Origin of the sequence: Nocardioides sp., from assembly GCF_050699375.1 — a bacterium.
Lineage (GTDB): Bacteria > Actinomycetota > Actinomycetes > Propionibacteriales > Nocardioidaceae > Nocardioides.
The window spans coordinates 1-24,029 of sequence record NZ_JBOHDN010000185.1 but is presented as its reverse complement, the minus strand read 5'-3'; the positions used below and the strand labels follow the sequence as shown (position 1 = coordinate 24,029).

The 24,029-nt window shown below is 70.0% G+C and carries 22 protein-coding genes and 1 riboswitch; of the genes, 17 read left to right on the top strand and 5 right to left on the bottom strand.

Going from position 1 to position 24,029, the window contains the following annotated elements:
* Together ACRDPS_RS13785 and ACRDPS_RS13780 are read left to right on the top strand one after the other, a co-directional pair.
* On the top strand, positions 1 to 441 hold a 441-nt coding region (locus tag ACRDPS_RS13785), incomplete at its 5' end, for an HNH endonuclease signature motif containing protein (protein WP_431502214.1).
* 907 nt (positions 442 to 1,348) lie between these two features.
* The gene (locus ACRDPS_RS13780; RefSeq protein WP_431502213.1) at positions 1,349 to 2,170 is read left to right on the top strand and encodes a phosphotransferase enzyme family protein; all 822 of its coding nucleotides are present in this window, start codon (positions 1,349 to 1,351) and stop codon (positions 2,168 to 2,170) included.
* Positions 2,171 to 2,174: 4 nt separating this feature from the next.
* Here the strand turns inward: ACRDPS_RS13780 and ppk2 are convergent, their stop codons facing one another.
* Positions 2,175 to 3,065 (bottom strand): polyphosphate kinase 2, encoded by an 891-nt coding sequence (ppk2, locus tag ACRDPS_RS13775; protein WP_431502212.1) that lies wholly within the window; start codon positions 3,063 to 3,065, stop codon positions 2,175 to 2,177.
* 101 nt (positions 3,066 to 3,166) lie between these two features.
* Here ppk2 and ACRDPS_RS13770 point away from each other — a divergent pair, with 101 nt between their 5' ends.
* The 4 genes from ACRDPS_RS13770 to ACRDPS_RS13755 all read left to right on the top strand — a co-directional run bounded on the left by ACRDPS_RS13770 (position 3,167) and on the right by ACRDPS_RS13755 (position 7,694).
* Entirely contained in the window at positions 3,167 to 4,360 is a 1,194-nt protein-coding gene (locus tag ACRDPS_RS13770; RefSeq protein ID WP_431502211.1) for a cysteine desulfurase family protein, read from the top strand.
* Between the two features lie 86 nt (positions 4,361 to 4,446).
* Positions 4,447 to 5,556, top strand: coding sequence for a tRNA 2-thiouridine(34) synthase MnmA (gene mnmA, locus ACRDPS_RS13765; protein WP_431502215.1), 1,110 nt, complete (start codon positions 4,447 to 4,449; stop codon positions 5,554 to 5,556).
* Positions 5,553 to 6,548: a methionine synthase gene (locus ACRDPS_RS13760; RefSeq protein ID WP_431502210.1), complete on the top strand. Its 996-nt coding sequence runs from the start codon at positions 5,553 to 5,555 to the stop codon at positions 6,546 to 6,548. The genes mnmA and ACRDPS_RS13760 overlap by 4 nt, the downstream gene beginning before the upstream one ends.
* 9 nt (positions 6,549 to 6,557) lie before the next feature.
* Positions 6,558 to 7,694: a hypothetical protein gene (locus ACRDPS_RS13755; RefSeq protein ID WP_431502209.1), complete on the top strand. Its 1,137-nt coding sequence runs from the start codon at positions 6,558 to 6,560 to the stop codon at positions 7,692 to 7,694.
* A 30-nt stretch (positions 7,695 to 7,724) separates the two neighbouring features.
* On the opposite strand, the gene ACRDPS_RS13750 is transcribed toward ACRDPS_RS13755, so the two are convergent.
* Positions 7,725 to 9,200: a hypothetical protein gene (locus ACRDPS_RS13750; RefSeq protein ID WP_431502208.1), complete on the bottom strand. Its 1,476-nt coding sequence runs from the start codon at positions 9,198 to 9,200 to the stop codon at positions 7,725 to 7,727.
* Between the two features lie 257 nt (positions 9,201 to 9,457).
* On the opposite strand from ACRDPS_RS13750, the gene ligA reads away from it, so the two are divergent.
* Together ligA and ACRDPS_RS13740 are read left to right on the top strand one after the other, a co-directional pair.
* The gene (gene ligA / locus ACRDPS_RS13745) at positions 9,458 to 11,563 is read left to right on the top strand and encodes an NAD-dependent DNA ligase LigA (RefSeq protein WP_431502207.1); all 2,106 of its coding nucleotides are present in this window, start codon (positions 9,458 to 9,460) and stop codon (positions 11,561 to 11,563) included.
* Between the two features lie 106 nt (positions 11,564 to 11,669).
* Positions 11,670 to 11,816, top strand: a complete 147-nt coding sequence (locus tag ACRDPS_RS13740; RefSeq protein WP_431502206.1) for a hypothetical protein — start codon at positions 11,670 to 11,672, stop codon at positions 11,814 to 11,816.
* A gap of 34 nt (positions 11,817 to 11,850) precedes the next feature.
* Here ACRDPS_RS13740 and ACRDPS_RS13735 read toward each other — a convergent pair whose 3' ends face one another.
* On the bottom strand, positions 11,851 to 12,969 hold the full coding sequence (locus tag ACRDPS_RS13735) for a hypothetical protein (RefSeq protein WP_431502205.1): 1,119 nt from the start codon (positions 12,967 to 12,969) through the stop codon (positions 11,851 to 11,853).
* Entirely contained in the window at positions 12,966 to 13,475 is a 510-nt protein-coding gene (locus tag ACRDPS_RS13730) for a SigE family RNA polymerase sigma factor (protein WP_431502204.1), read from the bottom strand. Before ACRDPS_RS13730 ends, ACRDPS_RS13735 begins: the two co-directional genes overlap by 4 nt.
* Before the next feature lie 100 nt (positions 13,476 to 13,575).
* On the opposite strand from ACRDPS_RS13730, the gene gatC reads away from it, so the two are divergent.
* From gatC to ACRDPS_RS13710, 4 genes are all read left to right on the top strand, one after another.
* Positions 13,576 to 13,875: an Asp-tRNA(Asn)/Glu-tRNA(Gln) amidotransferase subunit GatC gene (gene gatC / locus ACRDPS_RS13725; RefSeq protein WP_431502203.1), complete on the top strand. Its 300-nt coding sequence runs from the start codon at positions 13,576 to 13,578 to the stop codon at positions 13,873 to 13,875.
* The gene (gene gatA, locus ACRDPS_RS13720; RefSeq protein ID WP_431502202.1) at positions 13,872 to 15,371 is read left to right on the top strand and encodes an Asp-tRNA(Asn)/Glu-tRNA(Gln) amidotransferase subunit GatA; all 1,500 of its coding nucleotides are present in this window, start codon (positions 13,872 to 13,874) and stop codon (positions 15,369 to 15,371) included. The genes gatC and gatA overlap by 4 nt, the downstream gene beginning before the upstream one ends.
* Positions 15,368 to 16,876, top strand: a complete 1,509-nt coding sequence (gene gatB, locus ACRDPS_RS13715) for an Asp-tRNA(Asn)/Glu-tRNA(Gln) amidotransferase subunit GatB (RefSeq protein ID WP_431502201.1) — start codon at positions 15,368 to 15,370, stop codon at positions 16,874 to 16,876. The genes gatA and gatB overlap by 4 nt, the downstream gene beginning before the upstream one ends.
* Before the next feature lie 134 nt (positions 16,877 to 17,010).
* Complete coding sequence (locus tag ACRDPS_RS13710) at positions 17,011 to 17,769, top strand: NYN domain-containing protein (protein ID WP_431502200.1); 759 nt, start codon at positions 17,011 to 17,013, stop codon at positions 17,767 to 17,769.
* A gap of 7 nt (positions 17,770 to 17,776) precedes the next feature.
* Here ACRDPS_RS13710 and ACRDPS_RS13705 read toward each other — a convergent pair whose 3' ends face one another.
* Positions 17,777 to 18,409 carry a glycoside hydrolase family 19 protein gene (locus tag ACRDPS_RS13705; protein WP_431502199.1) on the bottom strand — a complete coding sequence of 211 codons (633 nt, stop codon included), beginning with the start codon at positions 18,407 to 18,409 and terminating at the stop codon, positions 17,777 to 17,779.
* Positions 18,410 to 18,489: 80 nt separating this feature from the next.
* Positions 18,490 to 18,612: riboswitch (cobalamin riboswitch) on the top strand.
* Between the two features lie 62 nt (positions 18,613 to 18,674).
* On the opposite strand from ACRDPS_RS13705, the gene ACRDPS_RS13700 reads away from it, so the two are divergent.
* From ACRDPS_RS13700 to ACRDPS_RS13680, 5 genes are read left to right on the top strand one after another with little or no spacing between them, the layout of a single operon-like run.
* Positions 18,675 to 19,763, top strand: coding sequence for a hypothetical protein (locus tag ACRDPS_RS13700; protein WP_431502198.1), 1,089 nt, complete (start codon positions 18,675 to 18,677; stop codon positions 19,761 to 19,763).
* Complete coding sequence (locus ACRDPS_RS13695; protein ID WP_431502197.1) at positions 19,757 to 20,404, top strand: hypothetical protein; 648 nt, start codon at positions 19,757 to 19,759, stop codon at positions 20,402 to 20,404. The genes ACRDPS_RS13700 and ACRDPS_RS13695 overlap by 7 nt, the downstream gene beginning before the upstream one ends.
* Positions 20,401 to 21,543, top strand: a complete 1,143-nt coding sequence (locus ACRDPS_RS13690) for a CbiQ family ECF transporter T component (protein ID WP_431502196.1) — start codon at positions 20,401 to 20,403, stop codon at positions 21,541 to 21,543. Before ACRDPS_RS13695 ends, ACRDPS_RS13690 begins: the two co-directional genes overlap by 4 nt.
* Positions 21,540 to 23,159: an ABC transporter ATP-binding protein gene (locus ACRDPS_RS13685; protein ID WP_431502195.1), complete on the top strand. Its 1,620-nt coding sequence runs from the start codon at positions 21,540 to 21,542 to the stop codon at positions 23,157 to 23,159. The genes ACRDPS_RS13690 and ACRDPS_RS13685 overlap by 4 nt, the downstream gene beginning before the upstream one ends.
* Positions 23,156 to 23,971 carry an ECF transporter S component gene (locus ACRDPS_RS13680; protein WP_431502194.1) on the top strand — a complete coding sequence of 272 codons (816 nt, stop codon included), beginning with the start codon at positions 23,156 to 23,158 and terminating at the stop codon, positions 23,969 to 23,971. Before ACRDPS_RS13685 ends, ACRDPS_RS13680 begins: the two co-directional genes overlap by 4 nt.
* The last annotated feature ends 58 nt before the right edge of the window (positions 23,972 to 24,029 follow it).

Genomic DNA, 24,029 nt, shown 5'->3' with positions numbered 1-24,029 from the left:
GACGCGACCGTGGTCAACGTCGTGATCAGCCTCGCCGAGCTCCGCAAAGACCTCGGCACCGCGCTGCTCGGTTTCGACGAGACCAACGGGTACACCATCAGCGCGGCGGAAGCCCGGAAGATGGCCTGCAACGCCACCATCATCCCCTGGGTGTTGGGTAGTGATGGCCGGATCCTCGACGCCGGCCGCGACAGCGGGTTCTTCCAACCCATCCAACGCAAAGCACTCCGGCTCCAGCAGAAATGCTGCCAAGCCGAAGGCTGCGACATGCCCCCGGAATGGTGCGATGCCCACCACCTCAACGCCTGGGCACTGGGCGGGAAGACCGACCTGAAGGACGGGGTCCTGTTGTGTCCCCATCACCACCGTCTGGCTCATGCTCCCGGTTACACCCACGAGCGATTGCCGGACGGCACGATCAGGTTCACCCGACGTCCCTAGACCGACACCGGCCGAGAACCACCACACCAGACACCCGCCCACGAGGTGACGCCCATGTCCCGCCACGCGCGGGCCCGTCGAGCGGGCCGCTCCACCTCGGCCGCGGTCCAGCTCGACCCGTCTACGCCGTCGCACCCACGCGGCAGCGTTCGCGGACACTCCCGTCCATGCCGGCACATCCCGCGGCAGTGCTCGCGGACGCTCCCTTCGACGGGCCCTTCGCCGCGCCTCAACCCGGCGCATGGACCTCGGAGCGGTGCCCAGCCCTTGCTCTGCGGCGCAGGTCCCCGATGGTCGACGACGCTTGAAAACGAGGCCATAGTGACGGGCGAGAACGAGGCCGCCCAGACAGATTGGATGGGTGATCTCGGTGGAGGTTTGGGCTTAGAATCGGCGGCTGGTCGCGGATGGTGTTCCGCTGCGGCAGGTCGCACGGGATCTGGGGGATCGGCCGGTCGACGGTCGATCGGGCGTTGGTCTCGGACCGGCCTCCGAAGTAGGAGCGCCCGGAGGTGTCGACGGCAGAGCCCAGGGGGTGGTCTCGACAAGCTCGACCGCCGGTGGCAGGCGCAGCTGTGGAGTGGTGCCGGCCTCGGCGCCCTGGCCTCGGCGCCCTGGTCGCCGCGCCCTGCCGACCCACAGCCGACAGCTCGGGCTCCCCGGGAGCTTGGCGCGAACCGTCGGGCATCCGATGCCGCGTCGATCCACCGCGACCGGACCCCCTGTCATAGCCGACCCCGACGCATCGTCCACGGCGTCGCAAAACGTCAGCCGCCATACCAAGCCTGTGCGCGATCAGAGGAGCTGCGCCAAACCTGGCGTAGCGGCCGGTGAAGCCGGCGACCAACGAGATCGAGCACGATGCGCCGCGTCAAGACGGCCATGCCCTACCTGCTTGACTGCGATCATGACCGAAGTCGAAGACCTGGCTACGCCGGTCAGCATGCTCTGGGAGTCCGCCGATCCGCTCGATGAGCTGACCGAACGGTTCGGGTTCGCCTCCGCGGCCGAGGCGACGGACTGGTTGATCGGTGTACTGGCCGTGCACTGGGGGCTGCGGGTGGCCACCTGCGAACGGTTGGTGATCAGCGACGCCAACTGCTTGGCGTGGATCGTCGTCGTCGACGGCCGCCGGATGATCGCCAAGTGGTCCATGCGGCCACGGCTGTTCGCACGCTTGGCGGCGATCGCCGCGCTCACGGGGTGGCTGGGGGAGCGCGGGATACCTGTGTCGACGCCGCGGACGGCTCTGGACGGCAGGCACCAGGTGGAGGTCGATGGGGTCTCGCTCGGTCTTCAGGATGTGATCGATGGCGAGCTGCTGGACGTCACCGACCCGATCCAGGTCAGGGCGGCGGGCGAGATGCTCGCACGGATGCACGCTGCGATGGCCGACTACCCGGAGCGGATCCCCGCCGATGAGCCGTCGAGGCCAGGCGCCCAGCTGGTTGGCAGCGACTTCAGATCGGCCAACATTCTATGGGCGGAGGGAAGAATTGCCGCGGTCCTGGATCTCGAGGAGACCAGGTACGGTCGCCGAGTGGACGACCTCGCTCAGGCCGCCGTCCTCCTCGGGACTCGCTATCACGACTGGCGCCCGACGCCGGCCGATGTGCGCGAGGCGTTCGTCGCGGCGTACGAGTTGGTTCTTCCGCTGTCAGAGGATGACGCCGGTGCGCTCGAGGACAACATCGAGGCGCACCTGAGGCGTATCTCGTGGCCGGGCTGATCCGTCAGTCGCCGACGGCGTCGATACCGCGCTGGACGATGAGGGGGTCGGGGGTGCCGACGATTTCGGGGTCCTTCTCGTCGTAGTCGTGGTTGGCGAGGAAGTAGCGCATCGCGTTGAGGCGGGCGCGTTTCTTGTCGTTGGAGCGGATCGTCGTCCAGGGTGCCCAGTCGGTGTCGGTGCGAAGGAACATCTCTTCCTTGGCCGCGGTGTAGGAGTCCCACTTGTCCAGTGACTGAACGTCGATCGGGGAGAGCTTCCACTGACGTACGGGGTCGATCTGGCGGATGATGAAACGCGTGCGCTGCTCCGAGCGGGCGACCGAGAACCAGAACTTCGTGAGGGTGATGCCGGAGTCGACGAGCATCTGCTCGAAGAGCGGCACCTGGTGCATGAACTGCTCGTACTGGTCGTCGGAGGCGAAGCCCATGACTCGCTCGACGCCGGCGCGGTTGTACCAGGAGCGGTCGAAGAGGACCATCTCGCCGGCGGTGGGCAGGTGCTGGACGTAGCGCTGGAAGAACCACTGCTGCGACTCGCGGTCCGACGGCTTCGACAGCGCGACCGTACGTGCGTAGCGGGGGTTGAGGTGCTCCATGAACCGCTTGATCGTGCCGCCCTTGCCGGCCGCGTCGCGGCCCTCGAAGATCAGCACGTGCTTCCCGCCGACGCGGTCGTTCCAGCGCTGGAACTTCAGCAGCTCGACCTGGAGGAGATACTTCTGCTCGTCGTAGACCTCGCGGGCGATGCGCTCGGAGTAGGGATAGTTCTCGCGCCAGGTGTCGACCGCTCTGCCGGAAGGATCCAGGAGCACCGGGTCATCGTCATGATCTTCACCGATCATGTGGCCCTCGGTGATCAGGTTGTCGATGTACTCACGGAATCCCTGCGGCATGCCTCGAAACCTAGGCAGTCGAGATGAACGTCAGGTAGCGCCGGAGGATGGACGCCCGCGGTTCGTGGGGTACGCCCGAAGCGCCGTACTCTTGGTAGACGATGAATCCCCGGACCGTCTATCTGGACCACGCCGCCACGACCCCCATGGCCCCGGCGGCGATCGAGGCGATGACCGCGGAGCTGACGCTGGTCGGCAACGCGAGCTCGCTGCACGCATCCGGGCGGCGCGCCCGCCGGGTGCTCGAGGAGTCCCGAGAACGTATCGCCGCGGCCCTCGGGTCACGGCCGGGAGAAGTGGTCTTCACCTCCGGTGGCACCGAGGCCGACAACCTGGCGCTCAAGGGCGCCTTCTGGGCCCGCCGCGGGCAGGATCCCGCGCGCACCCGTGTCCTCTCCACCACCGTCGAGCACCATGCCGTCCTCGACCCGCTGCAGTGGCTGGAGTCGACCGAGGGCGCCCAGGTCGAGCTGGTGCCGTGCGACGAGACCGGCCGCGTCGACCTCGTGGCGATGCGAGAGGCCATCGAGCGCGACCCGTCCTCCGTCGCCGTCATCTCGGTGATGTGGGCCAACAACGAGGTCGGTACGTTGCAGCCCGTCGTCGAGATCGCGGAGCTGGCCGCCGCGTACGGCATCCCTGTCCACACCGACGCCGTCCAGGCAGTGGGTGCGGTGCCCGTCGACTTCGCCAACAGTGGCGTCGACGCGCTCACGCTGACCGGCCACAAGCTCGGCGGCCCGGTGGGTGCCGGAGCGCTGGTCGTCCGGCGCGAGCTCGAGCTGACCGCGCTCGTTCACGGAGGGGGCCAGGAGAGGGACGTACGCAGCGGCACGCATGCGACTGCGGCGATCGCAGGTTTCGCGGCGGCGGTCGAGCTCGCGGTCAAGGAGCAGGAGGCGTACGCGACCCGAGTCGGTGCCCTGCGGGACCGGCTGGTCGAGCAGGTGCTGTCCCTGGTGCCGAACTCGCACCTCAACGGGCCGCCCCTGGAGCCGCTGGGTCTCAATCGGCTCCCCAACAACGCCCAGATCGCCTTCCCCGGATGTGAGGGCGACTCGTTGCTGATGCTGCTCGACGCCTCCGGGATCGAGTGCTCCACCGGCGCGGCGTGCTCGGCCGGCGTACCTCAGGCCTCTCACGTCCTCCTCGCGATGGGGCAGACCGACGAGCAGGCGCGGTCCTCGCTGCGCTTCTCGCTCGGGCACACCACGACCACCGACGACCTCGACCGGCTCGTTGCCGCGATCGGACCCGCCGTCGAACGCGGCCGCGCGGCCGGGCTGCAGCGCTGATGGGCCCCGAGATGATGGGCGCAGAGACGATGGGCGCAGAGACGATGGGCGCCGAGACGATGGGTACAGGAATGAGTACCGAGCCGATGCGAGTGGTCGCCGCCATGTCAGGGGGAGTGGACTCCGCGGTCGCAGCGGCGCGCGCCAAGGAGGCGGGCTATGACGTCACCGGCGTCCATCTGGCACTCTCGCGCAACCCCGCGTCCTACCGCTCCGGCGCACGCGGGTGCTGCACGATCGAGGACTCCAACGACGCCCGCCGCGCCGCGGACGTGATCGGGATCCCGTTCTACGTCTGGGACCTCTCCGACCGCTTCCACGAGGACGTGGTCGAGGACTTCATGTCGGAGTATGCCGAGGGACGTACGCCCAACCCGTGCCTGCGCTGCAACGAGAAGATCAAGTTCGCCGCCGTCCTGGACCGGGCGCTCGCCCTGGGGTTCGACGCCGTCGCGACCGGCCACTATGCGACCCTGCGCGAGGGCACCGACGGGCTCGTCGAGCTCCACCGCGCCGTCGATGACGGCAAGGACCAGTCGTACGTGCTCGGCGTGCTCGACCAGGACCAGCTCAAGCACTCGCTGTTCCCGCTGGGGGACACACCCAAGCCGTTGGTGCGTGAGGAGGCCGCCCGGCGCGGCCTGCTCGTGGCCGACAAGCCCGACTCCCACGACATCTGCTTCGTCGCCGACGGCGACAACGCCGGGTGGCTGCGTGAGAAGCTGGGCGATCGGGCACCGAACGAGTCCGGCCCGATCGTCGACGAGGCCGGGGAGGTCCTGGGCGAGCACCAGGGCACGTACGCCTACACCATCGGCCAGCGCAAGGGCCTGCGCCTCGGCAAGCCGGCGCCGGACGGGAAGCCGCGGTTCGTGCTCGACATCGAGCCCGTCTCCGCGACCGTGACCGTCGGGCCGCGTGAGCATCTCGCCGTCGACGGTCTCTCCGCGATCAGGCCGCGGTGGGCCGGTCGTGTGCCCGAGGGCGTCCTGGAGGGCACCGTCCAGCTGCGTGCGCACGGCACCGAGCACCGCGCGCGAGTGAGCGTGACGGACTCGACGGCGGAAGGCGTCGAGATCGAGCTGCTCGATCCCGCCTATGGGATCGCCCCAGGTCAGGCGGCGGTCATCTACGACGGCACCCGCGTGGTCGGCTCGGCCACCATCTCCGCGACCCGACGGGCGGTCCTCGCGTGAGAGCGACCGGAGTCGGCTCGCTGCCCGGGGAGGACTACGCGGAAGCCTTCCGCATCGTGCTCGGCGAGCTCACCGACCTGCCGCACCTGCCCGAGCTGCCCGCGCGTGGCGCGACCGCGAACATGACCGGCCGAGGGCTGGCGGTCCTCGACGGGCTGGACGCCGACCTGCAACCCGCTGGCTGGCGGCTGACCGGCACCGGGGGATCTCCGGGCGTCGATCATCGTCGGGCCAGGAGCCTGCTGGCCCAGGACCTCGACACCGTCGAGGAGCTGGCCCAGGACACGCCGCTGGTCTCGGGCGGTGGCACGTTCAAGATCCAGGTCGCCGGGCCGTGGACCCTCGCCGCCACCGTCGAGCGGCCGCGCGGCGACAAGCTGCTGGCCGACCACGGCGCGCGCCGGGAGCTGGCGCAGGCTCTGGCCGAGGGCGTGCGTGCCCACGTCCGCGACGTACGCCGCCGCCTCCCGGGGGTCGAGACCCTGATCGTCCAGGTCGACGAGCCCGCGCTCAGCGCCGTGCTCAACGCCCAGGTTCCGACAGCATCCGGGTTCGGCAAGCACCGCAGCATCGACCTCCCCGAGGCATCCCAGGCCCTGGAGTGGGTCCTCGGCGCCATCGCCGAGGAGGGTGCGACGCCGTGGGTCCACTCGTGCGCGGCCGGGACGCCGCTCGGCCTGGTCCGCACGGCCGGCGCGAAGGGGCTCAGCGTCGACCTGGCCCAGCTCTCCGCCGCCGACCACGACGAGCTGGCCACCTCGCTGGAGGCGGGCGACACGGTCGCGCTCGGCGTGGTCCCCGCGCTCGCGCCGGAGCGCACACCCACCGACAAGACGGTCACCGAGGCCGTGGAGCGCTGGCTCGACATGGTCGGGCTGGACGCTGCGTACGACATCGTGCTCACGCCGACCTGCGGCCTCGCCGGCGCGGACTGGCGCTGGGCTCGAGGTGTGCTGCGGATCCTCACCGAAACTGCGCGTCACCTGGCGTAGATTCCCCTCATGGGACAACGGGGGATGGGCCCACAGGGACTGGCTCTGCTGGCCGTGGCGATCCTGCTTGCCGGATGCGGCAGCAGCGCAGCGGATGACGCGACGGACGCGGGCGGCGCGTCGTCGTCGAGCCGGTCCGAGCCAACCCGGTCCGAGTCGAACCCGCCCGACCCGGCGGAACTGAGGCCGGGCAACGAGCCCGCGACGCCCGAGGCGCTGGCGGCGATCACGCTCGAGCACGTCGACGTCGACCCGGAGTCGTTCGAGGGCGGCGATCTCTACTTCGAGCAGGACGAGGTCGGCACGGTCCTCGTCTGGGGCGAGGACTCGCTGGAGGTGAAGGCCGGAGCGGTCGACGACGACCTGCTCTCGACCTGGTGCCACGAAGGGATGTCGGGCTGTGCCGAGGTGAAGGCCGCGACCGGCACCGCCACCGTCGCCTGGGATCTCGCCACCGGCGACGGCACCCCGGGTCAGCTGATGGTCTCCTACGAGTCGGACCGAGGAGAGGAGCGCCGGGCCGCCTACACCGGAGAGCGGATCACCAAGGACCCTCGCCGCCTGAGTCTGGAGGTGAGCGTGGACGACCTGGTCTCCCTGGTCACCGACCCGCGGCTCGGCACGAAGACTACCGTCGAGATGACGAAGGCGCAGGTCAACGGCTTTCCCGAGGCCGGCTCGAACGGCGACGGCGAAGTTTCGCTGACCGCGGGCGCGATCGCCGCGGGACTGACCGAGACCGACGCGTACGCCGACATCGACTCCTTCGAGAAGGCCGATGCCTCGGCGTACGGCAAAGATGCCTTCGGCGTCACCGGCACCCGCGCCGACGGCAGCAAGGTCACCGCGATCCACGCTCGAAACCTGCCCGCCGGGAAACGGAAGTGCCCCAAGGCGCTCACCTGCTCGAAGGGCGACACCGACGGCTACGACGGCTGGACCGAGGGCCGCGCCGAGATGGTCCGCTGCCACCGGGCCGAGGGTGAACGCCGCGCGTTCTGTGCCGTCGTACGCCACCAGGCGCCGGCGCCGTTCCCCGGAGACGATCTCGACCCGGTGCTCTCCGGGCTCGAGTCGGCGCTAGAAACGCTGTGGCCGACCGTGTCGGCCGAGACTGCTCGCGACGGTGAGTCGCTGCTGCCTTAGCCCAGATCGGCGGATCTGGGCTAAGGCGCACTACCGCCAGGGAGCGAACGCCTCGGCCCGCTGCTGCGGGGGAGCAAACGACTCCGGCGGCCGCGGCTGGCGATGTGCCGCCTGCTGCGGCGCCGGTTCGCGAGGCTCCTGCTGGCGGGGCTCCTGCTGGCGCGGCTCCTGCTGGCGCGGCCCCGGCTGACGTTGCAGGGGCTGGCGTTGCAAGGGCTGGCGTGGCGCGGCCTGACGCTGTCCAGGCAGACGCTGGTCCGGCTCCCGCGGGCCACCACGGTGGGACGGCTGGGGCGGTGCCGGCTGCAGGTGGGCCTGCGGGGCACGATGACGCGAGGGGTGCTCACCGGGCTGCTGGTAGGCGTACGCAGCGGGGTCGGCATAGCGCGGGGGAGCCTGGTCGTAATGCCGCTCGTCCCAGTCCTTCGAGCCGGATCTGCGGCGTCCGGAGAGCATCGCGACGGCGCCGGCGACGGCCGCGAGGCAGATCATCACGGCGACGATGAGCCAGGTCAGCCAGCCCGTCGACGGCTTGTCGCCGGCGGAGGCGGCCGAGGGTGTCTCGGAGACGGGCGTCTTGGCGCAGCCGCCCTCGGCGCACTCGCCGTCAGCGGGCGTACCCGTCACGACGAACTGGATCCCACGGTTCACCGAGCCCTGGAAGGTGAGGGTGTGCTTGCCCAGGCCGATGTCCTTGGGGAGCCTGCCGGACCACTTCGCCACACCGTGGCCGTTGGCCTTGACGCTGGTCGAGAGGACGATCGGCGAGGAGTAGACCACGACTCGGATGCCGGTCTCGTTGGGCTTGAAGCCGGACGCGGAGGCGTGGATGACGTCGTCGGCGTCGACCGAGCGCTCGTCGGCGCCCCCGAGGTCGATCCCCTTCGTCGTCGGGGGCTTCTCGGGCGCGGTCCACGGTCCCTTCTCGGCCTCCTCGTCGCCCTTCTCCTCGGACCCGCCGGACTTCCCGGAGTCTCCACCGGAGGTGCCACCCGAGGCGCCACCCGAGGTCGAGCCACCGGTCCCGCCACCCGAGGAGCCGCCGCCCTCCGAGGGTTTCCTGGGGGTGGTCGGTGACGGCTCGGGATCGGGCTGGGCGAGCTGGTCGAAGTCGAAGGGGATCTTGGCGGTCTCGGTGTCGCCGGAGGCGAGCACGTCGCGGCCGTTGTCCCGCATCGTCATCATCTGGTAGCTCGTCCCGGGGTCGAGCTGCGCGATCTGCGCGGCGTCGAGGGTGAACCGGTAGGTCCAGTCCTCGGCCCCGTCAGGGTCGTAGGAGACAGACTTGATGAACGTGCTGCGCGTGCCCGACCCCACGTAGCCGCTGGGGTTGAGCGCGATCTCGAGGCTCTCACCGCTGTATTCGGTGCCGCTGACGTCGATGACCGCTTCGTCCTTCGACTGTTTCACGAGGTCGATCTCGACCACGGCGTCGGAGAAGACGCCGCCCAGGCCAAGGGCGTGCGCCGCGCCGGCGGGAACCAGCAGGAGCGCGAGCGACGTCATCAGCGTCACCACGAGCCGAGAAAACACTGCAGACCTCACAAGACGGTCGTGTGGGGGAGGGTCGTGTCGGTCCGCCTTGCCCGACGGGGGAGCAAACTAGTCCGCTTTACCTTCCACCGTGACCCGCGTCACCCAGGTGTTGATGGGTTGCGTCGATATTGAGGGAGTTGAGTGCCGTTTGTGCTGGTTCTCGGGCGAAAACGCCGGGGTGGGTATGCGGTAGGAAAAATGTCGGCGGCACCAGGCAAGATGGCCCTGTGAACGATGACGTGACCGACGCCGCCGCGGAGCACAAGAACGAGCACCAGGAGCTCGCCGAGCAGATCGAGGACGCTCGCTACCGCTACTACGTGCTCGACGACCCGACGCTCTCCGACGCCGACTTCGACCAGAGGTGGCGGCGGATCAACGAGCTCGAGGAGCAGTTCCCCGAGCTGCGTACGCCCGACTCGCCGACCCAGAAGGTCGGCGGCACGTTCTCGACCGAGTTCACCGCGGTCGACCACCTGCGGCGGATGGAGAGCCTCGACAACGTCTTCTCCTACGAGGAGCTGGCCGGCTGGCACGCCCGGATCGCGAAGGACGGTGCCAGCGAGGCCGAGCTGCTGTGCGAGCTCAAGGTCGACGGACTGGCCATCAACCTTCTCTACGAGAAGGGCCGCCTGGTCCGCGCGCTGACCCGAGGTGACGGTCGCACGGGCGAGGACGTCACCCCCAACGTACGCACCATCACGTCGATCCCGCACCGGCTGAGCGGCACCGAGGAGTTCCCGGTGCCCGACCTGGTCGAGGTGCGCGGCGAGGTGTTCTTGTCCATCGAGGCCTTCGACAGGCTCAACGCGTCACTGGTCGACGCGGGCAAGCCGATGTTCGCCAACCCGCGCAACTCCGCTGCCGGCTCGCTGCGCCAGAAGGACCCGCGGGTGACCGCGAGCCGCGCACTCGGGATGGTCTGCCACGGCATCGGGGCCCGTGAGGGTTTCCAGCCGGTCGCCCAGTCCCATGCGTACGACGCCCTGAAGGCCTGGGGACTGCCCACCTCCAAGCGGGTCAAGGTGCTCACGAGCCTCAAGGAGGTCGAGGAGTTCATCGGCTACTTCGGTGAGCACCGCCACGACGTCACCGAGCACGAGATCGACGGTGTCGTGATCAAGGTCGACGACATCTCGCTGCAGCGGCGCCTCGGTTCGACCAGTCGCGCGCCACGGTGGGCGATCGCGTTCAAGTATCCGCCCGAGGAGGTCAACGCCAAGCTGCTCGCGATCGACGTCGGTGTCGGCCGCACCGGCCGGGTCACGCCGTTCGGCGTCATGGAGCCCACCAAGGTCGCGGGTTCGACCGTCGAGCGAGCGACGCTGCACAACGCCCACGAGGTGAAGCGGAAGGACGTACGCCCCGGCGACACCGTCATCCTCCGCAAGGCCGGGGACGTCATCCCCGAGATCCTCGGCCCGGTGCTGCCGCTGCGACCGGAGGGCCTCGCCGAGTGGGCCATGCCCACCGAGTGCCCCGCGTGCGGCACCACGCTCGCCGAGCAGAAGGAGGGCGACAAGGACCTGCGCTGCCCCAACCACCGCGGCTGCCCCGCGCAGGTGCGCGAGCGGGTCTTCTTCGCCTCCGGGCGGGGCGCCTTCGACATCGAGGGGATGGGCTACGAGGCCGCGGACGCGCTGCTGGCCGCCGAGGTGATCACCAACGAGGGCGACATCTTCTCGCTCGACGAGGCCCGGCTCGCCACCACTGCCTTCTTCACCCGGGCGGCGAAGAAGGCGGAGAAGGAGGCCGGCGCGGGTGACCGGGTGCTCAACGCCAACGCCACGGGTCTGCTCGCCAACCTGGAGGAGCGCAAGCAGGTCCCGCTGTGGCGGGTGCTGGTGGCGCTCTCGATCCGTCACGTCGGCCCGAGCGCGGCCCGGGCGCTGGCCACCGAGTTCGCCTCCCTCGACGCCGTCTGGGCAGCCTCCCAGGAGGAGCTGGCCAACACCGAGGGCGTCGGCGGGATCATCGCCGAGGCCATCGTCGAGTGGCGCCAGGTCGACTGGCACCAGGAGATCGTGGAGAAGTGGCGTACGGCCGGGGTCTCCCTCGCCGACGAGCGCGACGAGTCCGTCGCCCGGACGCTGGAGGGCCTGACCATCGTGGTGACCGGGTCGTTGGAGGACTTCTCCCGCGACGGCGCCAAGGAGGCGGTCATCGCGCGCGGTGGCAAGGCGGCCGGATCGGTCTCGAAGAAGACCGACTACGTCGTCATCGGCGAGAACGCCGGCTCGAAGGCTGCCAAGGCCGAGGAGCTCGGGCTGCCGATCCTCGACGAGGCGGGGTTCAAGGTCCTGCTGGAGAGCGGGCCGGCTGGACTCGGCTAGGAAATACCCCCCCCATAGTGTGGGGCCGCGCTCGACGCTCTTCCCCCACTCCTCACGGTCGCCGCGGTCCTGCTGGTCCCGGCGACCGTGCTGCTCTTCCTGATTCGTGCGCCGCGGGCCGGCTCGCTTTCCGGTCACCGCGATCGGGGGCGTCGTCCTCGGTGCCTCGCTGCTGGTCTGGCTGCCCGCGGCGCGGGACTGGGACGTACGTGCTCGCCCGGCGTCGCTGGCGTGGGTGGCCGACGAGGGGTGAGCACCACCCGGGCTGGCGCCACCCGTTCGAGTGGTCAGGACCCGTACGACGTCCCGCTGATCCTGCCGGCGGGCGTCTTCAGGGTGAACGGGGCCTCGGCGCAGTCTTGGCCGACCTCGTTGCAGATCTCCACCCTCGTCCCGGTCGTTCGGATCAGTTGTCCCTCAGGGGCCCAGCCGAGCAGACCAGTCAGTGCGACATCGGTCCGGGTTTCTAGGTCGACGTCGTAGAGCGGTGTCGTCGAGGTGTCGTACTTGCAGTTGTTGTTGTCGTCGCACATCGAATAGGGAAGCGCCAAGGCATGGTTGCCGTCGGATGAGAGTTTGAGCCAGAACTGCGGGTCGGGCAGGTCGGCGCCGCGAACCGTCAGGAGCACCTCGCCGGTGGACACGTCGACCACCCACTGCGTCGAGTGATTGGCGCTTTGGGTCACCGCCCGACCGTTGATCACGTCGGTGGTGTAGCTGCCCCCGAGCCCCTTGGAGGTGGTCACGTCCCCGGTGCGCCACTCGACGTCGAGCGTGCGGTCGTCGAGGGCGACGTATGCATGCTCGCCGTCGACGGCGACCGGCGGAGTCCGCCAGCCGGCCCAGGTGTACTTCCCGGAGATCGGGACGTCGGCGACCTTCTCGTCGGTGCGGAGGTCGACGACGCGCACCAGCCAGCCGTCGCCGTTCTCCAATGTCCAGGAGATATAGGGCGAGTCGACGTCGGTGCCGATCAGTCGATCGCTCACGACACCCACGTTGAGTGGGCGTACGCCCTCGGCTGTGATCAGCGAGAGGCGGGAGTTGTCCCCCGTGCTCCGGGCGAGCATGCCGACAGAGGTGTAGCGCAGGTCTTCCACGCGGGCGCCGTACGTCACGACGCTCCCGTCACCGAAGTGGACCTGGTCTCCCTCGGCGACCGCCCAGCCCCGGGGGTCTGCCTCGGCCGTGGCGATGGGGAGCTCGTCGCTGCCGATCCCCCCGTTCAGGGCGTACGCTCCAACCGCGCCGGCCATCGCCAGGGCCGCCGCGCCGGCGATCCAGGAGGCGCGCCGGCGCCGGCGGACGGAGCGCGTGCGGAGGTGGAGCTCTTCGGTGGCCAGGCGGGGCACGGTCACCTCGTCGGCGGCGTCGCGGAGCAGCGTACGCAGGTCGTTGTCGGTCACTGGGTCACCTCCAGGGTGAGAGTCGGGTCGCCGAGGATGGTGCGGAGCTTGTCGAGGGCGAAGAAGGTCTGGCTCTTCACCGTGCCCTCCGCGCACCCGAGGAGCTCGGCGGTGCGGCGTACGTCGAGATCCTCGTAGAAGCGGAGGACGACGACGGCGCGCTGGCGCGGTGGCAGTGCGGCGACCGCGTCGAGCAGCACCGAGCGGGTGGTCGGGTCGTTTTCCTGGCCGAGGTCGGGGAGGATCTCGGTCGGGTGCTCGCGGTTCCACGAGGCCTTCCGGAACCAGGTCATCGCGGTGTTGAACAGCACCTGCCGGGCGTAGGCAGGGGCGGCCTCGAGCGTGCATACCCGGCCCCAGCTGCCGAAGGTCTTCGCCAGCGCCGTCTGGACCAGGTCCTCCGCACTGGCGTGGTTCCCGACGAGCAGGTAGGCAGAGCGATAGAGCCGCGGCCAGGCGACCTGGGCGAACTCGTCGAACTGCTCCTGGGTTGGGGGTCTCGCCATCGATCTATCCGATCTCTCGAACCGATTGTCAGTGGTGAAGACGCCGCGTGGCCACCGATCGGTTGTATCTGCGCGGAACTTGCCGCCTAGGATGTGCGGCATGCCAGAAATCACCCGCGACGAGGTCGCGCACCTGGCCGACCTTGCCCGCATCGACCTGAGCGACGCCGAGCTCGATCACCTTGCCCCGCAGCTTCAGGTGATCCTCGAGTCCGTCGCCTCGATCCAGGGGCTTGCCGGCGACGACGTGCCTGCCACCTCTCACCCGCTCCCGTTGACCAACGTCTTCCGTGAGGACGTCGTGACTCCCAGCCTGACGCCGGAGCAGGCGCTCTCGGGCGCGCCGAGCGTCGAGGAGCAGCGCTTCGCGGTGCCGCAGATCCTGGGGGACGAGCAGTGAGTGACTTGATCCTCAAGACGGCCGCGGAGCTGGCCGATGCTCTGGCCGATGGCCGAACGACCTCGGTCGAGCTGACTCAGGCCCACCTCGACCGGATCGCCGCGGTCGACGGCGACGTGCACGCCTTCCTGCACATCGACGCCGAGGGCGCGCTGACCCAGGCCGCCGCCTCCGACGCGCGCCGGGCCAACGGCGACGCGCTGCACGCTCTCGACGGCGTACCGATCGCGGTCAAGGACGTGCTGACCACCACCGGGCTGCCGACGACCTGTGGCTCCAAGATGCTCGAGGGTTGGGTCCCGCCCTACGACGCGACCGTGGTCAAGAAGATCAAGGACGCCGGCCTGCCGATCCTCGGCAAGACCAACATGGACGAGTTCGCGATGGGCTCCTCCACCGAGCACTCGGCATACGGCCCGACCAAGAACCCGTGGAAGCTCGACCGGATCCCGGGTGGTTCCGGTGGAGGCTCGGCGGCTGCGGTCGCCGCCTTCGAGGCACCGCTGGCGCTCGGCACCGACACCGGTGGTTCCATCCGCCAGCCGGGCGCCGTCACCGGCACCGTCGGCGTGAAGCCGACCTACGGGTCCGTGTCCCGCTATGGGCTGGTCGCGCTGGCCAACTCGCTCGACCAGGTCGGTCCGGTGACCCGCACGGTGCTCGACTCGGCGCTGCTGCACGAGCTGATCGGCGGGCATGACCCGCTCGACTCGACCTCGACCACGACGCCGGTGACCGGACTCGTCGACGCTGCCCGGGCCGGCGCAACCGGTGATCTCAAGGGTCTCAAGGTCGGCGTCATCAAGGAGCTCGCGGGCGAGGGCTGGGCGCCCGACGTGATGGCGAAGTTCAACGAGTCGGTCGACCTGCTCACCAAGCTGGGCGCCGACGTCGTCGAGGTCTCGACGCCGAGCTTCGAGCACGCGATGGCCGCCTACTACCTGATCCTGCCGGCGGAGTGCTCCTCCAACCTGGCCAAGTTCGACGCGATGCGCTACGGCCTGCGCGTCACGCCCGACGGCAAGACCCCGTCCGCTGAGGCCGTCATGAAGGCCAGCCGCGACGCCGGGTTCGGCGACGAGGTCAAGCGCCGCATCATCCTCGGCACCTACGCGCTGAGCAGCGGCTACTACGACGCCTACTACGGCCAGGCGCAGAAGATCCGCACCCTGATCATCGAGGACTTCAAGAAGGCCTTCGAGCAGGTCGACGTGCTGGTCTCGCCGACGTCCCCGTCGACCGCGTTCCCGCTGGGCGCGAAGCTCGACGACCCGCTCGCGATGTACATGCAGGACCTGGCCACCATCCCGGCCAACCTGGCCGGCACCCCCGGCATCTCGGTCCCGGCCGGCGTCTCCGACGAGGACGGGCTGCCCGTGGGCGTACAGGTCCTTGCTCCGGTCCTGGAGGACGCCCGTCTCTACCGCGTCGGCGCAGCCCTCGAGGCCGCTGTCGGCCCGGTGCTCTCGATCGACAAGCTGGAGGTGGCCCGATGAGTGCTGCAGCTGATTCCCTGGAGCTCGTTCCGTTCGACGAGGTGCTGGAGCGCTACGACCCGGCCTTCGGGCTCGAGGTGCACGTCGAGCTCAACACCAACACCAAGATGTTCTGCGGCTGCCCGGCGACCTTCGGTGGCGAGCCCAACTCCCAGGTCTGCCCGACCTGCCTCGGCCTGCCCGGCTCGATGCCGGTCGTCAACGGCAAGGCGGTGGAGAGCGCGATCCGGATCGGGCTCGCGCTCAACGGCTCGATCGCGGAGTGGTGCCGGTTCGCCCGGAAGAACTACTTCTACCCGGACATGCCGAAGAACTTCCAGACCAGCCAGTACGACGAGCCGATCGTCTACGACGGCTACCTCGACGTCGAGGTGGAGGGGGAGACCTTCCGGGTCGACATCGAGCGCGCCCACATGGAGGAGGACACCGGCAAGACCACCCACATCGGTGGTGCGACCGGTCGTATCCATGGCGCCGACTACTCGCTGGTCGACTACAACCGCGCCGGGATCCCGCTGATCGAGATCGTCACCCGGCCGATCCTCGGCACCGGTGCCAAGGCACCGCTGGTGGCGAAGGCCTACGTCGCCGCGCTGCGCGAGATCCTGCTGGGCCTGGGTGTCTCCGACGTACGCATGGACCAGGGCTCGATGCGCTGCGACGTGAACCTGTCGCTCTCGCCCAAGGGCTCCGGCGAGCTGGGCACCCGCACAGAGACCAAGAACGTCAACTCGCTGCGCTCGGTCGAGCGGGCCGCGCGGTATGAGATGTCGCGGCACGCCGCGATCCTCGACGCGGGGGAGGCGATCTTCCAGGAGACCCGCCACTTCCACGAGGACACCGGCACCACCGCGGCCGGTCGTCCGAAGTCGGACGCGGACGACTACCGCTACTTCCCCGAGCCGGACCTGGTCCCGGTCGCGCCCTCGCGTGAGTGGGTCGAGGAGCTCCGAGGCACACTGCCCGAGCCGCCGTCCGAGAAGCGGGCCCGGCTGCAGGCCGACTGGGGTTACTCCGACCTCGAGATGCGTGATGTCTGGGCCGCCGGCGCGATGGTGCTGATCGAGGAGACGGTCGCCGCCGGAGCCTCCGCACAGGCAGCGCGCAAGTGGTGGATGGCCGAGCTCTCGCGCTCCGCCAACGACCGCGGCGTCGAGCTGGCGGGCCTTGGTGTCACCCCGGTTCAGGTCGCCGAGGTACAGAAGCTGGTGGAGGCGAAGACGCTGACCGACAAGCTGGCGCGCCAGGTCTTCGAGGGGCTGGTGGCCGGAGAAGGCACCGTCTCGGAGATCATCGACGCCCGTGGGCTCGCGGTCGTCTCCGACGACGGCGCCCTGGGCTCCGCCGTCGATGACGCCATCGCCGCCCAGCCCGCGGTCGCCGACAAGATCCGCGGCGGCAACCAGGCCGCGGCCGGCGCGCTGATCGGCGCGGTCATGAAGGCGACCGGCGGCAAGGCCGACGCCAAGCGCGTGCGCGAGCTGATCCTGGAGAAGCTCGCCTGACGTACATCCTCGCCCGCACTTTCCCGCCATGGTGGGAAAGTGCGGGCGTTTCGCGTCTCCGAGCGGCGCACAATCCCGCCATGGTGGGAAAGTGCAGCCCACCAGCTGCCGCCGCGACTGGCAGACTGTCCGGCGTGACCGAGCCCTTCCGCATCGCACTGCTCATCGACGCCGACAACGCACCCGCTTCGAAGATCGACGCGATCTTGAACGACCTGGCCGAGTATGGCGAGGTGACGATCCGCCGGGCGTACGGCAACTGGACCAAGTCCGAGCTCAAGGGCTGGATCGGTGAGCTGCACGATGCCGCGATCAGGCCGATGCAGCAGTTCGACCTGACCGCGCACAAGAACGCCTCCGACATGGCGCTGGCCATCGACGCGGTCGAGCTGCTGCATGCGGCCACTCCGGACGCGTTCGCGCTGGTCTCCTCCGACTCCGACTTCACGCCCTTGGTGCACTACCTGCGCGAGAAGGGGCGTGCGGTCTACGGCTACGGCCGGGAGAAGACGCCGGCGCCGTTCAAGAGTGCTTGCACCCGGTTCACCGTCGTGGAGAAGCTCGGCGGCGACACCGAGGAGGAGACCGAGTCCGACAACGGTGCCCCGCGCACCCGCAAGTCGTCCTCCTCCGCGACGACGGGGCAGCTGCTCAAGCGCAACGCCCGGCTGATCCAGCTGCTGCGCAACTCCATCGACGCGGCCGCCGACGACGACGGCTGGGCCCTGGTCGGCACCGTGGTCTCCCGCATCCGCAACCAGTCCTCCGAGGACCCGCGAAACTACGGATACTCCACCTGGACCAAGCTCATCAAGGCGATCGATCTCTTCGAGCTGAAGGACGAGGGCACCTCGGCGATCGCGGTCGGCGACCGTCGCAACGTCAAGCGGTGACGTACGTCTAGCGCCCGGTCGCGGTCGGGCGGGCACACCTGATCCCCTTGGGCACCGACCCGTCGAGGTGCTTCAGCGCGGCCTTGAAGTCGCGGCAGCGCTCGGCGTCCTCGGCCCGGTTGCGGGGATAGCCGATCGCCGCATTGACCCGGCCCATGTCGAGGGCGTCGGCGAAGGGGTTGATGTCGCGCGCGACGGTCCAGTACCACCGCGAGATCGGCGCGCTGTAGTCCAGCGACCTGGCCAGCTCGGGGCGGCGTCGCAGGTCGATCCCGAAGTACGCCCCGGCGTCGGCGTAGTTGGCCTCGCCGGTCAGCTGGATGTAGCCACGGCCGGTGAACCTCCGCCGGTCGCCTCCCTTGGCGTCGTAGCGGAAGGCGCTCTCGTTGGCGAGCGTGGCCAGGTAGGCCGAGCGTCGATAGGCCGTGGTGATCCCGGCGTCGGTCATGGCGCGCTCGAGGCTCGGGAGGCCTGCCTCGACGGTCCTGCGGTCGCCGACCTTCTCGCCGAACATCGCGACCAGGTCGGCGTACGTGACGGACCGCCGTGCCGGCTCCGCGCCGGCGGTCGTGGCCGGGCAGAGGGCGAGAAGGCCGGCCGACATCAGCACCGCGACAAGGCCGAGAATCCTGTGGCGCATGGGGACAGAGTGACCCCTCGGCGGCGATCCCGCAAGAGGACCCCACCGGGCATAGGATTGGCCCGAAAAACAACAGAGCTCAATCCATGCACGCCGTGGTGGGGGAAGCCGGTCGAATCCCGGCGCTGACCCGCAACCGTAGGCCCGGGGCACCCAGAGTGTCCTGAGCGAGCCGGAGCACCTGCCGCGGCCGTGTCTGACCAGTCGCTGTCGTGGAACGCAGCGGGTCGGCCCCGCGCCTCCCGCCCTGCAGCGGGAAGGAACCATGAAGAAGACCATCCGGGGCGGCATCGCCCCCCTCGCCCTCGTGCTGCTGGGCGCGATGTCGCTCGCCGCCTGTGGCGGCGAGGCCGCCGATGACACCGACGAGAAGGCGTACGACACCAAGACGGCCACCCAGGTGGCCGACTGGCTCGTCGCACAGGCTCCGAAGGGTGTCGCCCGCAACGCTCAGTACGGCACCGACGACTTCGGGCTCAGCGCTGACATCGGGATCGCGCTCGCCCAGCTCGACGGCCACGACGCCGAGGTCGAGACGATCGCGAAGGCCGTCACGACCAACCAGAAGGCCTACACCAGCCCTGGCTTCGGCACCCTCACCTCGGCGGGCTCGACCGCGAAGGCACTGGTGCTCCAGCAGGAGGCCGACCTGCCCGACTCAGGGCTGCTCGAGCAGCTCGAGACGACCGTCGCCGACTCCGGTCGCATCGCCGATGTGCTCGAGCCCAAGAACAAGGAGGCGGCCGACTACTCCAACACCATCGGCCAGTCGTACGCCGTGATGGCGCTGACCGAGGCCGAGTCGGGCAAGGCGGAGGCCGCTGCCGCCTTCCTCGCCGGGCAGCAGTGTGCCGATGGTTGGTTCCGGGTCACGTTCGCTGCCGACCCGGAGGCCGCTGACCAGACCTGCGAGGCCGACCCGAAGGCGGTCGCGGATGCCGACGCCACCGCGTTCGCCGTGCTCGCCCTCCAGGAGGTCGACTCGGCCGAGGCCGAGAAGGCCGCGACGGCCGGCGTGGAATGGCTGAAGTCGACCCAGGCGAAGGACGGTTCCTTCAGCTCGGCGACGGGCAACGTGGCCAACTCGAACACCACCGGCCTGGCCGGGTGGGCGCTCGGCGAGGCCGATGAGGACAAGGCAGCCGAGAAGGCGGCCACCTGGGTCGCCGAGCAAGTGGTGACCTGCGGTGACGCCGCCGGCGCGGTCGCCTTCGACGACGCCGCGCTGGCCGATGGCAACGAGAAGGGACTGACCAAGGAGACCGAGGGGATGTACCGTCTCGCGGCGGCGCAGGCCCTTCCCTCCCTCGAGTGGCTGCCCAAGGGCGCCGCACCCGAGAAGAGCACGTGCTGAGCCTCGTTCCTCTCACGGTGGCTCCGGCGGTCCTCGCCGGTGCCGCCGCGTTCGGTGCGTTCCCGGTGGCCGAGCCTGTCGAGAGCGCCGGGGAGTGTGACGGCGTCACGGTGGTCCTCGAGCCCAACGCGCTCGGTGGGCAGCCGGAGGTCGATTGCGTCCGGCCCGAGGACGGCGACACCGGCGCCGACGTGTTCGAGAAGGCGGGGCATCCCCTCACCTTCGTGACCTCGATGCCCAGCGTCGTGTGCCGCGTCGAGGACCGGCCGAAGGCGGCCGGTTGCGCCCAGATGCCGCCCGCCGACGCGTACTGGTCGCTGTGGGTCACCGACGATTCGGGGGCCTGGAGCTACGCATCCAGAAATGTTACCGAAATCAGCGTGACCTCAGGGCAGGGTGTTGCGTTCACGTGGATAGACGACAATGTCGTTACCGCTCCGGCGACGGAGCTTGGGGATGCTGTGGGGGCGCCCTCAAGCCCGTCGCCGGAGTTATTTCCACCGGGCTCGGCAGACTCGACGAGATCGACCACCGAGTCCGACTCGGGAACGGGCCCAGATCGTCTCCCCGCGTGGGTAGCCCCGGCCGGGATCCTCGCGCTGTTCGCCGGCTCCGGTGTCGTGTGGTGGCGTCGACGGTGAACAAGCTGCTCCGGACCGCTGCGGTCGCCCGCCTGCCCCGTGATCTGCACCCCGTCGCCTGGTGGGTGTGGGCGATCGGCCTGGCGGCGTACGCCTCCTTCACCACCAACCCGTTGCTGCTCCTGCTGCTCGTCGGAGTGGTGACGCTCGTGGTCGTGGCCCGTCGCGGGGAGCAGCCGTGGGCGAAGGCGTTCCGCCTCTACCTCGGGTTCGCCCTGTTCATCGTCGTGACCCGGGTGTTCTTCAGGGTGCTGCTGGGTGCCGTGCCGGGTCACGTGCTCATCGACCTGCCCGAGATCCCGCTGCCCGAGTGGGTGCTGGGGATCCGGCTGCTCGGCCCCCTGACACGCGAGGCGCTGCTGGCCGGCCTCTACGACGGGATGCGGCTGGGCGTGATCGTGGTCTGCGTCGGCGCGGCCAACGCGCTGGCGAACCCGAAGCGGCTGCTGCGGTCGCTGCCACCCGCGCTCTACGAGATCGGGACCGCTGTCGTGGTGGCCGTGACGGTGCTGCCGCAGCTGGCCGAGTCGGTGCAGCGGGTGCGTGCCGCGCAGCGGCTGCGCGCCGGAGCGACGTCCCGGGTCAGGCGGCTGCGCCGCTTCCTGGTACCGGTGCTCGAAGATGCGCTGGAGCGGTCCATGGCGCTCGCGGCCGGGATGGACACGCGCGGCTACGGGCGTACGGCAGGGGTCGCCGCTGGAACACGGCGGGTCACCTCGGGGCTCATGCTCGCCTCGCTCGTCGGTCTCTGCGTCGGCGTCTACGCGGTGCTGGACGGCACCACGCCCGGCTGGCTCGCGGCCACGATGGTCGTGCTGGGCGTCGCCGCGGCGGTCGGAGGGCTCATCCTGGCGGGCCGCCGGGTGACCCGGACCGTCTACCGGCCCGACCGCTGGCGCTGGCCGGAGGTCGTGGTCGCGGTGAGCGGACTGCTGGTCGTGGCCGGAGGCTGGTGGGTCTCCCGCTACCAGGTCCCGATCGCCTACCCGGGGGTGAGTACGGCTCCGGCGGTCTCGCTGGCCGCCATGGCCGGGGTGCTGGCCGGCCTGATCCCCGCCATCGCCGCGCCCGCCCCGGCAGCAACCGGACAGACCGCCACCGCGCCGACGGCGTCGGCTCGTGAGGAGGCAGTCGCATGATCGAGCTGCGAGGGATCACGTTCACGCCGCCCGACTCCTCCGAGCACGTGCTCAAGGACGTCGACCTGACCATCGAGGAGGGCGAGCTGCTGGTCGTCTCCGGTCCGACCGGATCCGGCAAGTCGACGCTGCTCGGCGTGATCTCGGGCCTGGTGCCGCGTTTCTCCGGCGGCGTCCTCGACGGCGATCTTCTGCTGGACGGCGCCTCGATCATCCGTACGCCGCCACGCGAGCGCGCGGGAACGATCGGCTACGTCGGGCAGGACCCGGTCGCCGGCTTCGTCACGGACACCGTCGAGGAGGAGCTCGCCTACGGTATGGAACAGCTCGGGCTTCCGCCCGCGACGATGCGCCGCCGGGTGGAGGAGACGCTCGACCTGCTCGGCATAGCCGAGCTGCGGCAGCGCTCGCTGCGTACTCTCTCGGGCGGACAGCAGCAACGCGTCGCGATCGGCTCGGTGCTGAGCACCCACCCCCGCGTCGTCGTGCTCGACGAGCCGACCTCCGCCCTCGACCCCACCGCCGCGGAGGACGTGCTCGCCACCATCACCCGGCTGGTGCACGACCTCGGCACCTCCGTCGTGATCGCCGAGCACCGTCTCGAGCGGGTCGTGCCGTTCGCGGACCGGATGGCGCTGCTGGTCGGCGACGGCTCCGTCGCCGTCGGAGACCCCGCCGAGATCCTGGAGACCTCGCCCATCGCGCCGCCCATCGTCGAGCTGGGCCGGTCGCTGGGCTGGTCGCCGCTGCCGTTGACTGTGCGCGATGCGAGGCGGCGGGCAAGGGGGTCGGACTACCCGGCTGACCGGGCCGATACCAACTCAGATGGCCGGAACTTGTCAGGGGTTGCCATGCCCGACAAGTTCCGTCAGGGCTTGTCGGGGATGGCCCTGACAAGCTCGGGCCTCACGGTCACCCGAGGACGTACGCCGGTGCTGCACGACGTCTCGATCGAGCTGCCCGCGGGGCGGGTGACGGCGCTGATGGGGCGCAACGGGTCGGGCAAGTCGACGCTGCTGTGGACACTGCAGGGCACCCAGAAGCGGCTCGCGGGGTCGCTGAGCGTCGCGGGCAAGGACCCGGCGGCGCTGGATCCCGAAGCCAGACGTACGCTCGTCGGGCTGCTGCCGCAGACGGCGGCCGACCTGCTCTACCTGGAGACGGTGGCCGAGGAGTGCGAGGCGGGCGGCCCGCGGACCAGGGAGATCCTGGACAGCCTCGTCCCCGGCATCCCCGACGGCCAGCATCCCCGCGACCTCTCCGAGGGTCAGCGGCTCGCGCTGGCGCTGGCGCTGATCCTGAGCGCCGACCCGCCGGTCCTGCTCCTCGACGAGCCGACCCGCGGGCTCGACTACGCGGCCAAGCGCGCTCTGTCCGAGATCCTCCGCGACCTCACCGATGCGGGCAAGGCGGTCCTGGTGGCGACCCACGACGTGGAGTTCGTCGCCGAGGCCGCCGACGACGTGGTGGTGCTCGCCGACGGCGAGGTGGTCTCCGCCGGCGACGTACGCAGCGTGACTGCCGAGTCACCGGCCTTCGCGCCCCAGGTGAGCAAGGTCTTCGGTCCCGGCTGGCTGAAGGTGCGCGAGATCGTCGAGGCGGTGACCGGGCAATGATCAGATTCTCGCCGCGCACCGCCGTGCTGCTCGCGATCATCTCCGTGGCCGGACTGATGATGTTCGCCTGGCCGCTGCTGCTGCACGGCTATGAGCGCGTGCAGCCTCCCTTCATCTTCCTCGCGCTGCTGCCGCTGATGCTGGTCGTGCTGCTGAGCGAGCTCTCCGCCGGCGGGATCGACACCCGGACGATCGCGCTCCTCGGCGTACTCAGTGCGATCGAGGCCGTCCTGCGTGCCGTCTCCGCGGGCACCGGCGGGGTGGAGCTGGTCTTCTTCATGCTCGTCCTCGGCGGCCGGGTCTTCGGGCCGGCTTTCGGCTTCGTCCTGGGCTGTACGAGCCTGTTCGTCGCGGCGCTCGTCACCGCCGGCGTCGGCCCCTGGTTGCCCTACCAGATGCTCGGTGCGGCCTGGGTGGCCATGGGAGCCGGGCTCCTGCCACAGGCGAACGGCCGTCTGGAGATCGCGATGCTCGCTGCGTACGGGATCTTCGCCTCCTACGCCTATGGGCTGCTGCTCAACCTGCAGGGTTGGCCGCTGCTCACCGGGGTCACGGTCCCCGGCGCGAGCGGCAACCTCTCCTACGACCCGGGTGGCGGGCTCGTCGAGAACCTGACGACGTTCCTGCGCTACACCCTGGTCACCTCGACCAGCAGCTGGGACACCATGCGCGCGATCACCACCGCCGTCGCCATCGCCCTCCTCGGCGCCGCCGTGCTCGCCACCCTCCGCCGCGCCGCCCGTCGCGCCCGGATCACCACCCCAACCCGAGTCACCACCCCCGCCGAAGCGTCACCTTTGCAGGCCGAATAGTCACTTCTGCAGGCCGAGAGGTCACCGCGTGCCTTCTCGGCCTGCAGAAGTGACCTCT

Coding starts and splice junctions, on each gene's coding strand:
- ACRDPS_RS13780 (WP_431502213.1), top strand. CDS start 1,349: ATGACCGAAGTCGAAGACCTGGCTACGCCGGTCAGCATGCTCTGGGAG.
- ppk2 (WP_431502212.1), bottom strand. CDS start 3,065: ATGCCGCAGGGATTCCGTGAGTACATCGACAACCTGATCACCGAGGGC.
- ACRDPS_RS13770 (WP_431502211.1), top strand. CDS start 3,167: ATGAATCCCCGGACCGTCTATCTGGACCACGCCGCCACGACCCCCATG.
- mnmA (WP_431502215.1), top strand. CDS start 4,447: ATGCGAGTGGTCGCCGCCATGTCAGGGGGAGTGGACTCCGCGGTCGCA.
- ACRDPS_RS13755 (WP_431502209.1), top strand. CDS start 6,558: ATGGGACAACGGGGGATGGGCCCACAGGGACTGGCTCTGCTGGCCGTG.
- ACRDPS_RS13750 (WP_431502208.1), bottom strand. CDS start 9,200: ATGACGTCGCTCGCGCTCCTGCTGGTTCCCGCCGGCGCGGCGCACGCC.
- ACRDPS_RS13730 (WP_431502204.1), bottom strand. CDS start 13,475: ATGGCGAGACCCCCAACCCAGGAGCAGTTCGACGAGTTCGCCCAGGTC.
- gatC (WP_431502203.1), top strand. CDS start 13,576: ATGCCAGAAATCACCCGCGACGAGGTCGCGCACCTGGCCGACCTTGCC.
- gatB (WP_431502201.1), top strand. CDS start 15,368: ATGAGTGCTGCAGCTGATTCCCTGGAGCTCGTTCCGTTCGACGAGGTG.
- ACRDPS_RS13705 (WP_431502199.1), bottom strand. CDS start 18,409: ATGCGCCACAGGATTCTCGGCCTTGTCGCGGTGCTGATGTCGGCCGGC.
- ACRDPS_RS13700 (WP_431502198.1), top strand. CDS start 18,675: ATGAAGAAGACCATCCGGGGCGGCATCGCCCCCCTCGCCCTCGTGCTG.
- ACRDPS_RS13685 (WP_431502195.1), top strand. CDS start 21,540: ATGATCGAGCTGCGAGGGATCACGTTCACGCCGCCCGACTCCTCCGAG.
- ACRDPS_RS13680 (WP_431502194.1), top strand. CDS start 23,156: ATGATCAGATTCTCGCCGCGCACCGCCGTGCTGCTCGCGATCATCTCC.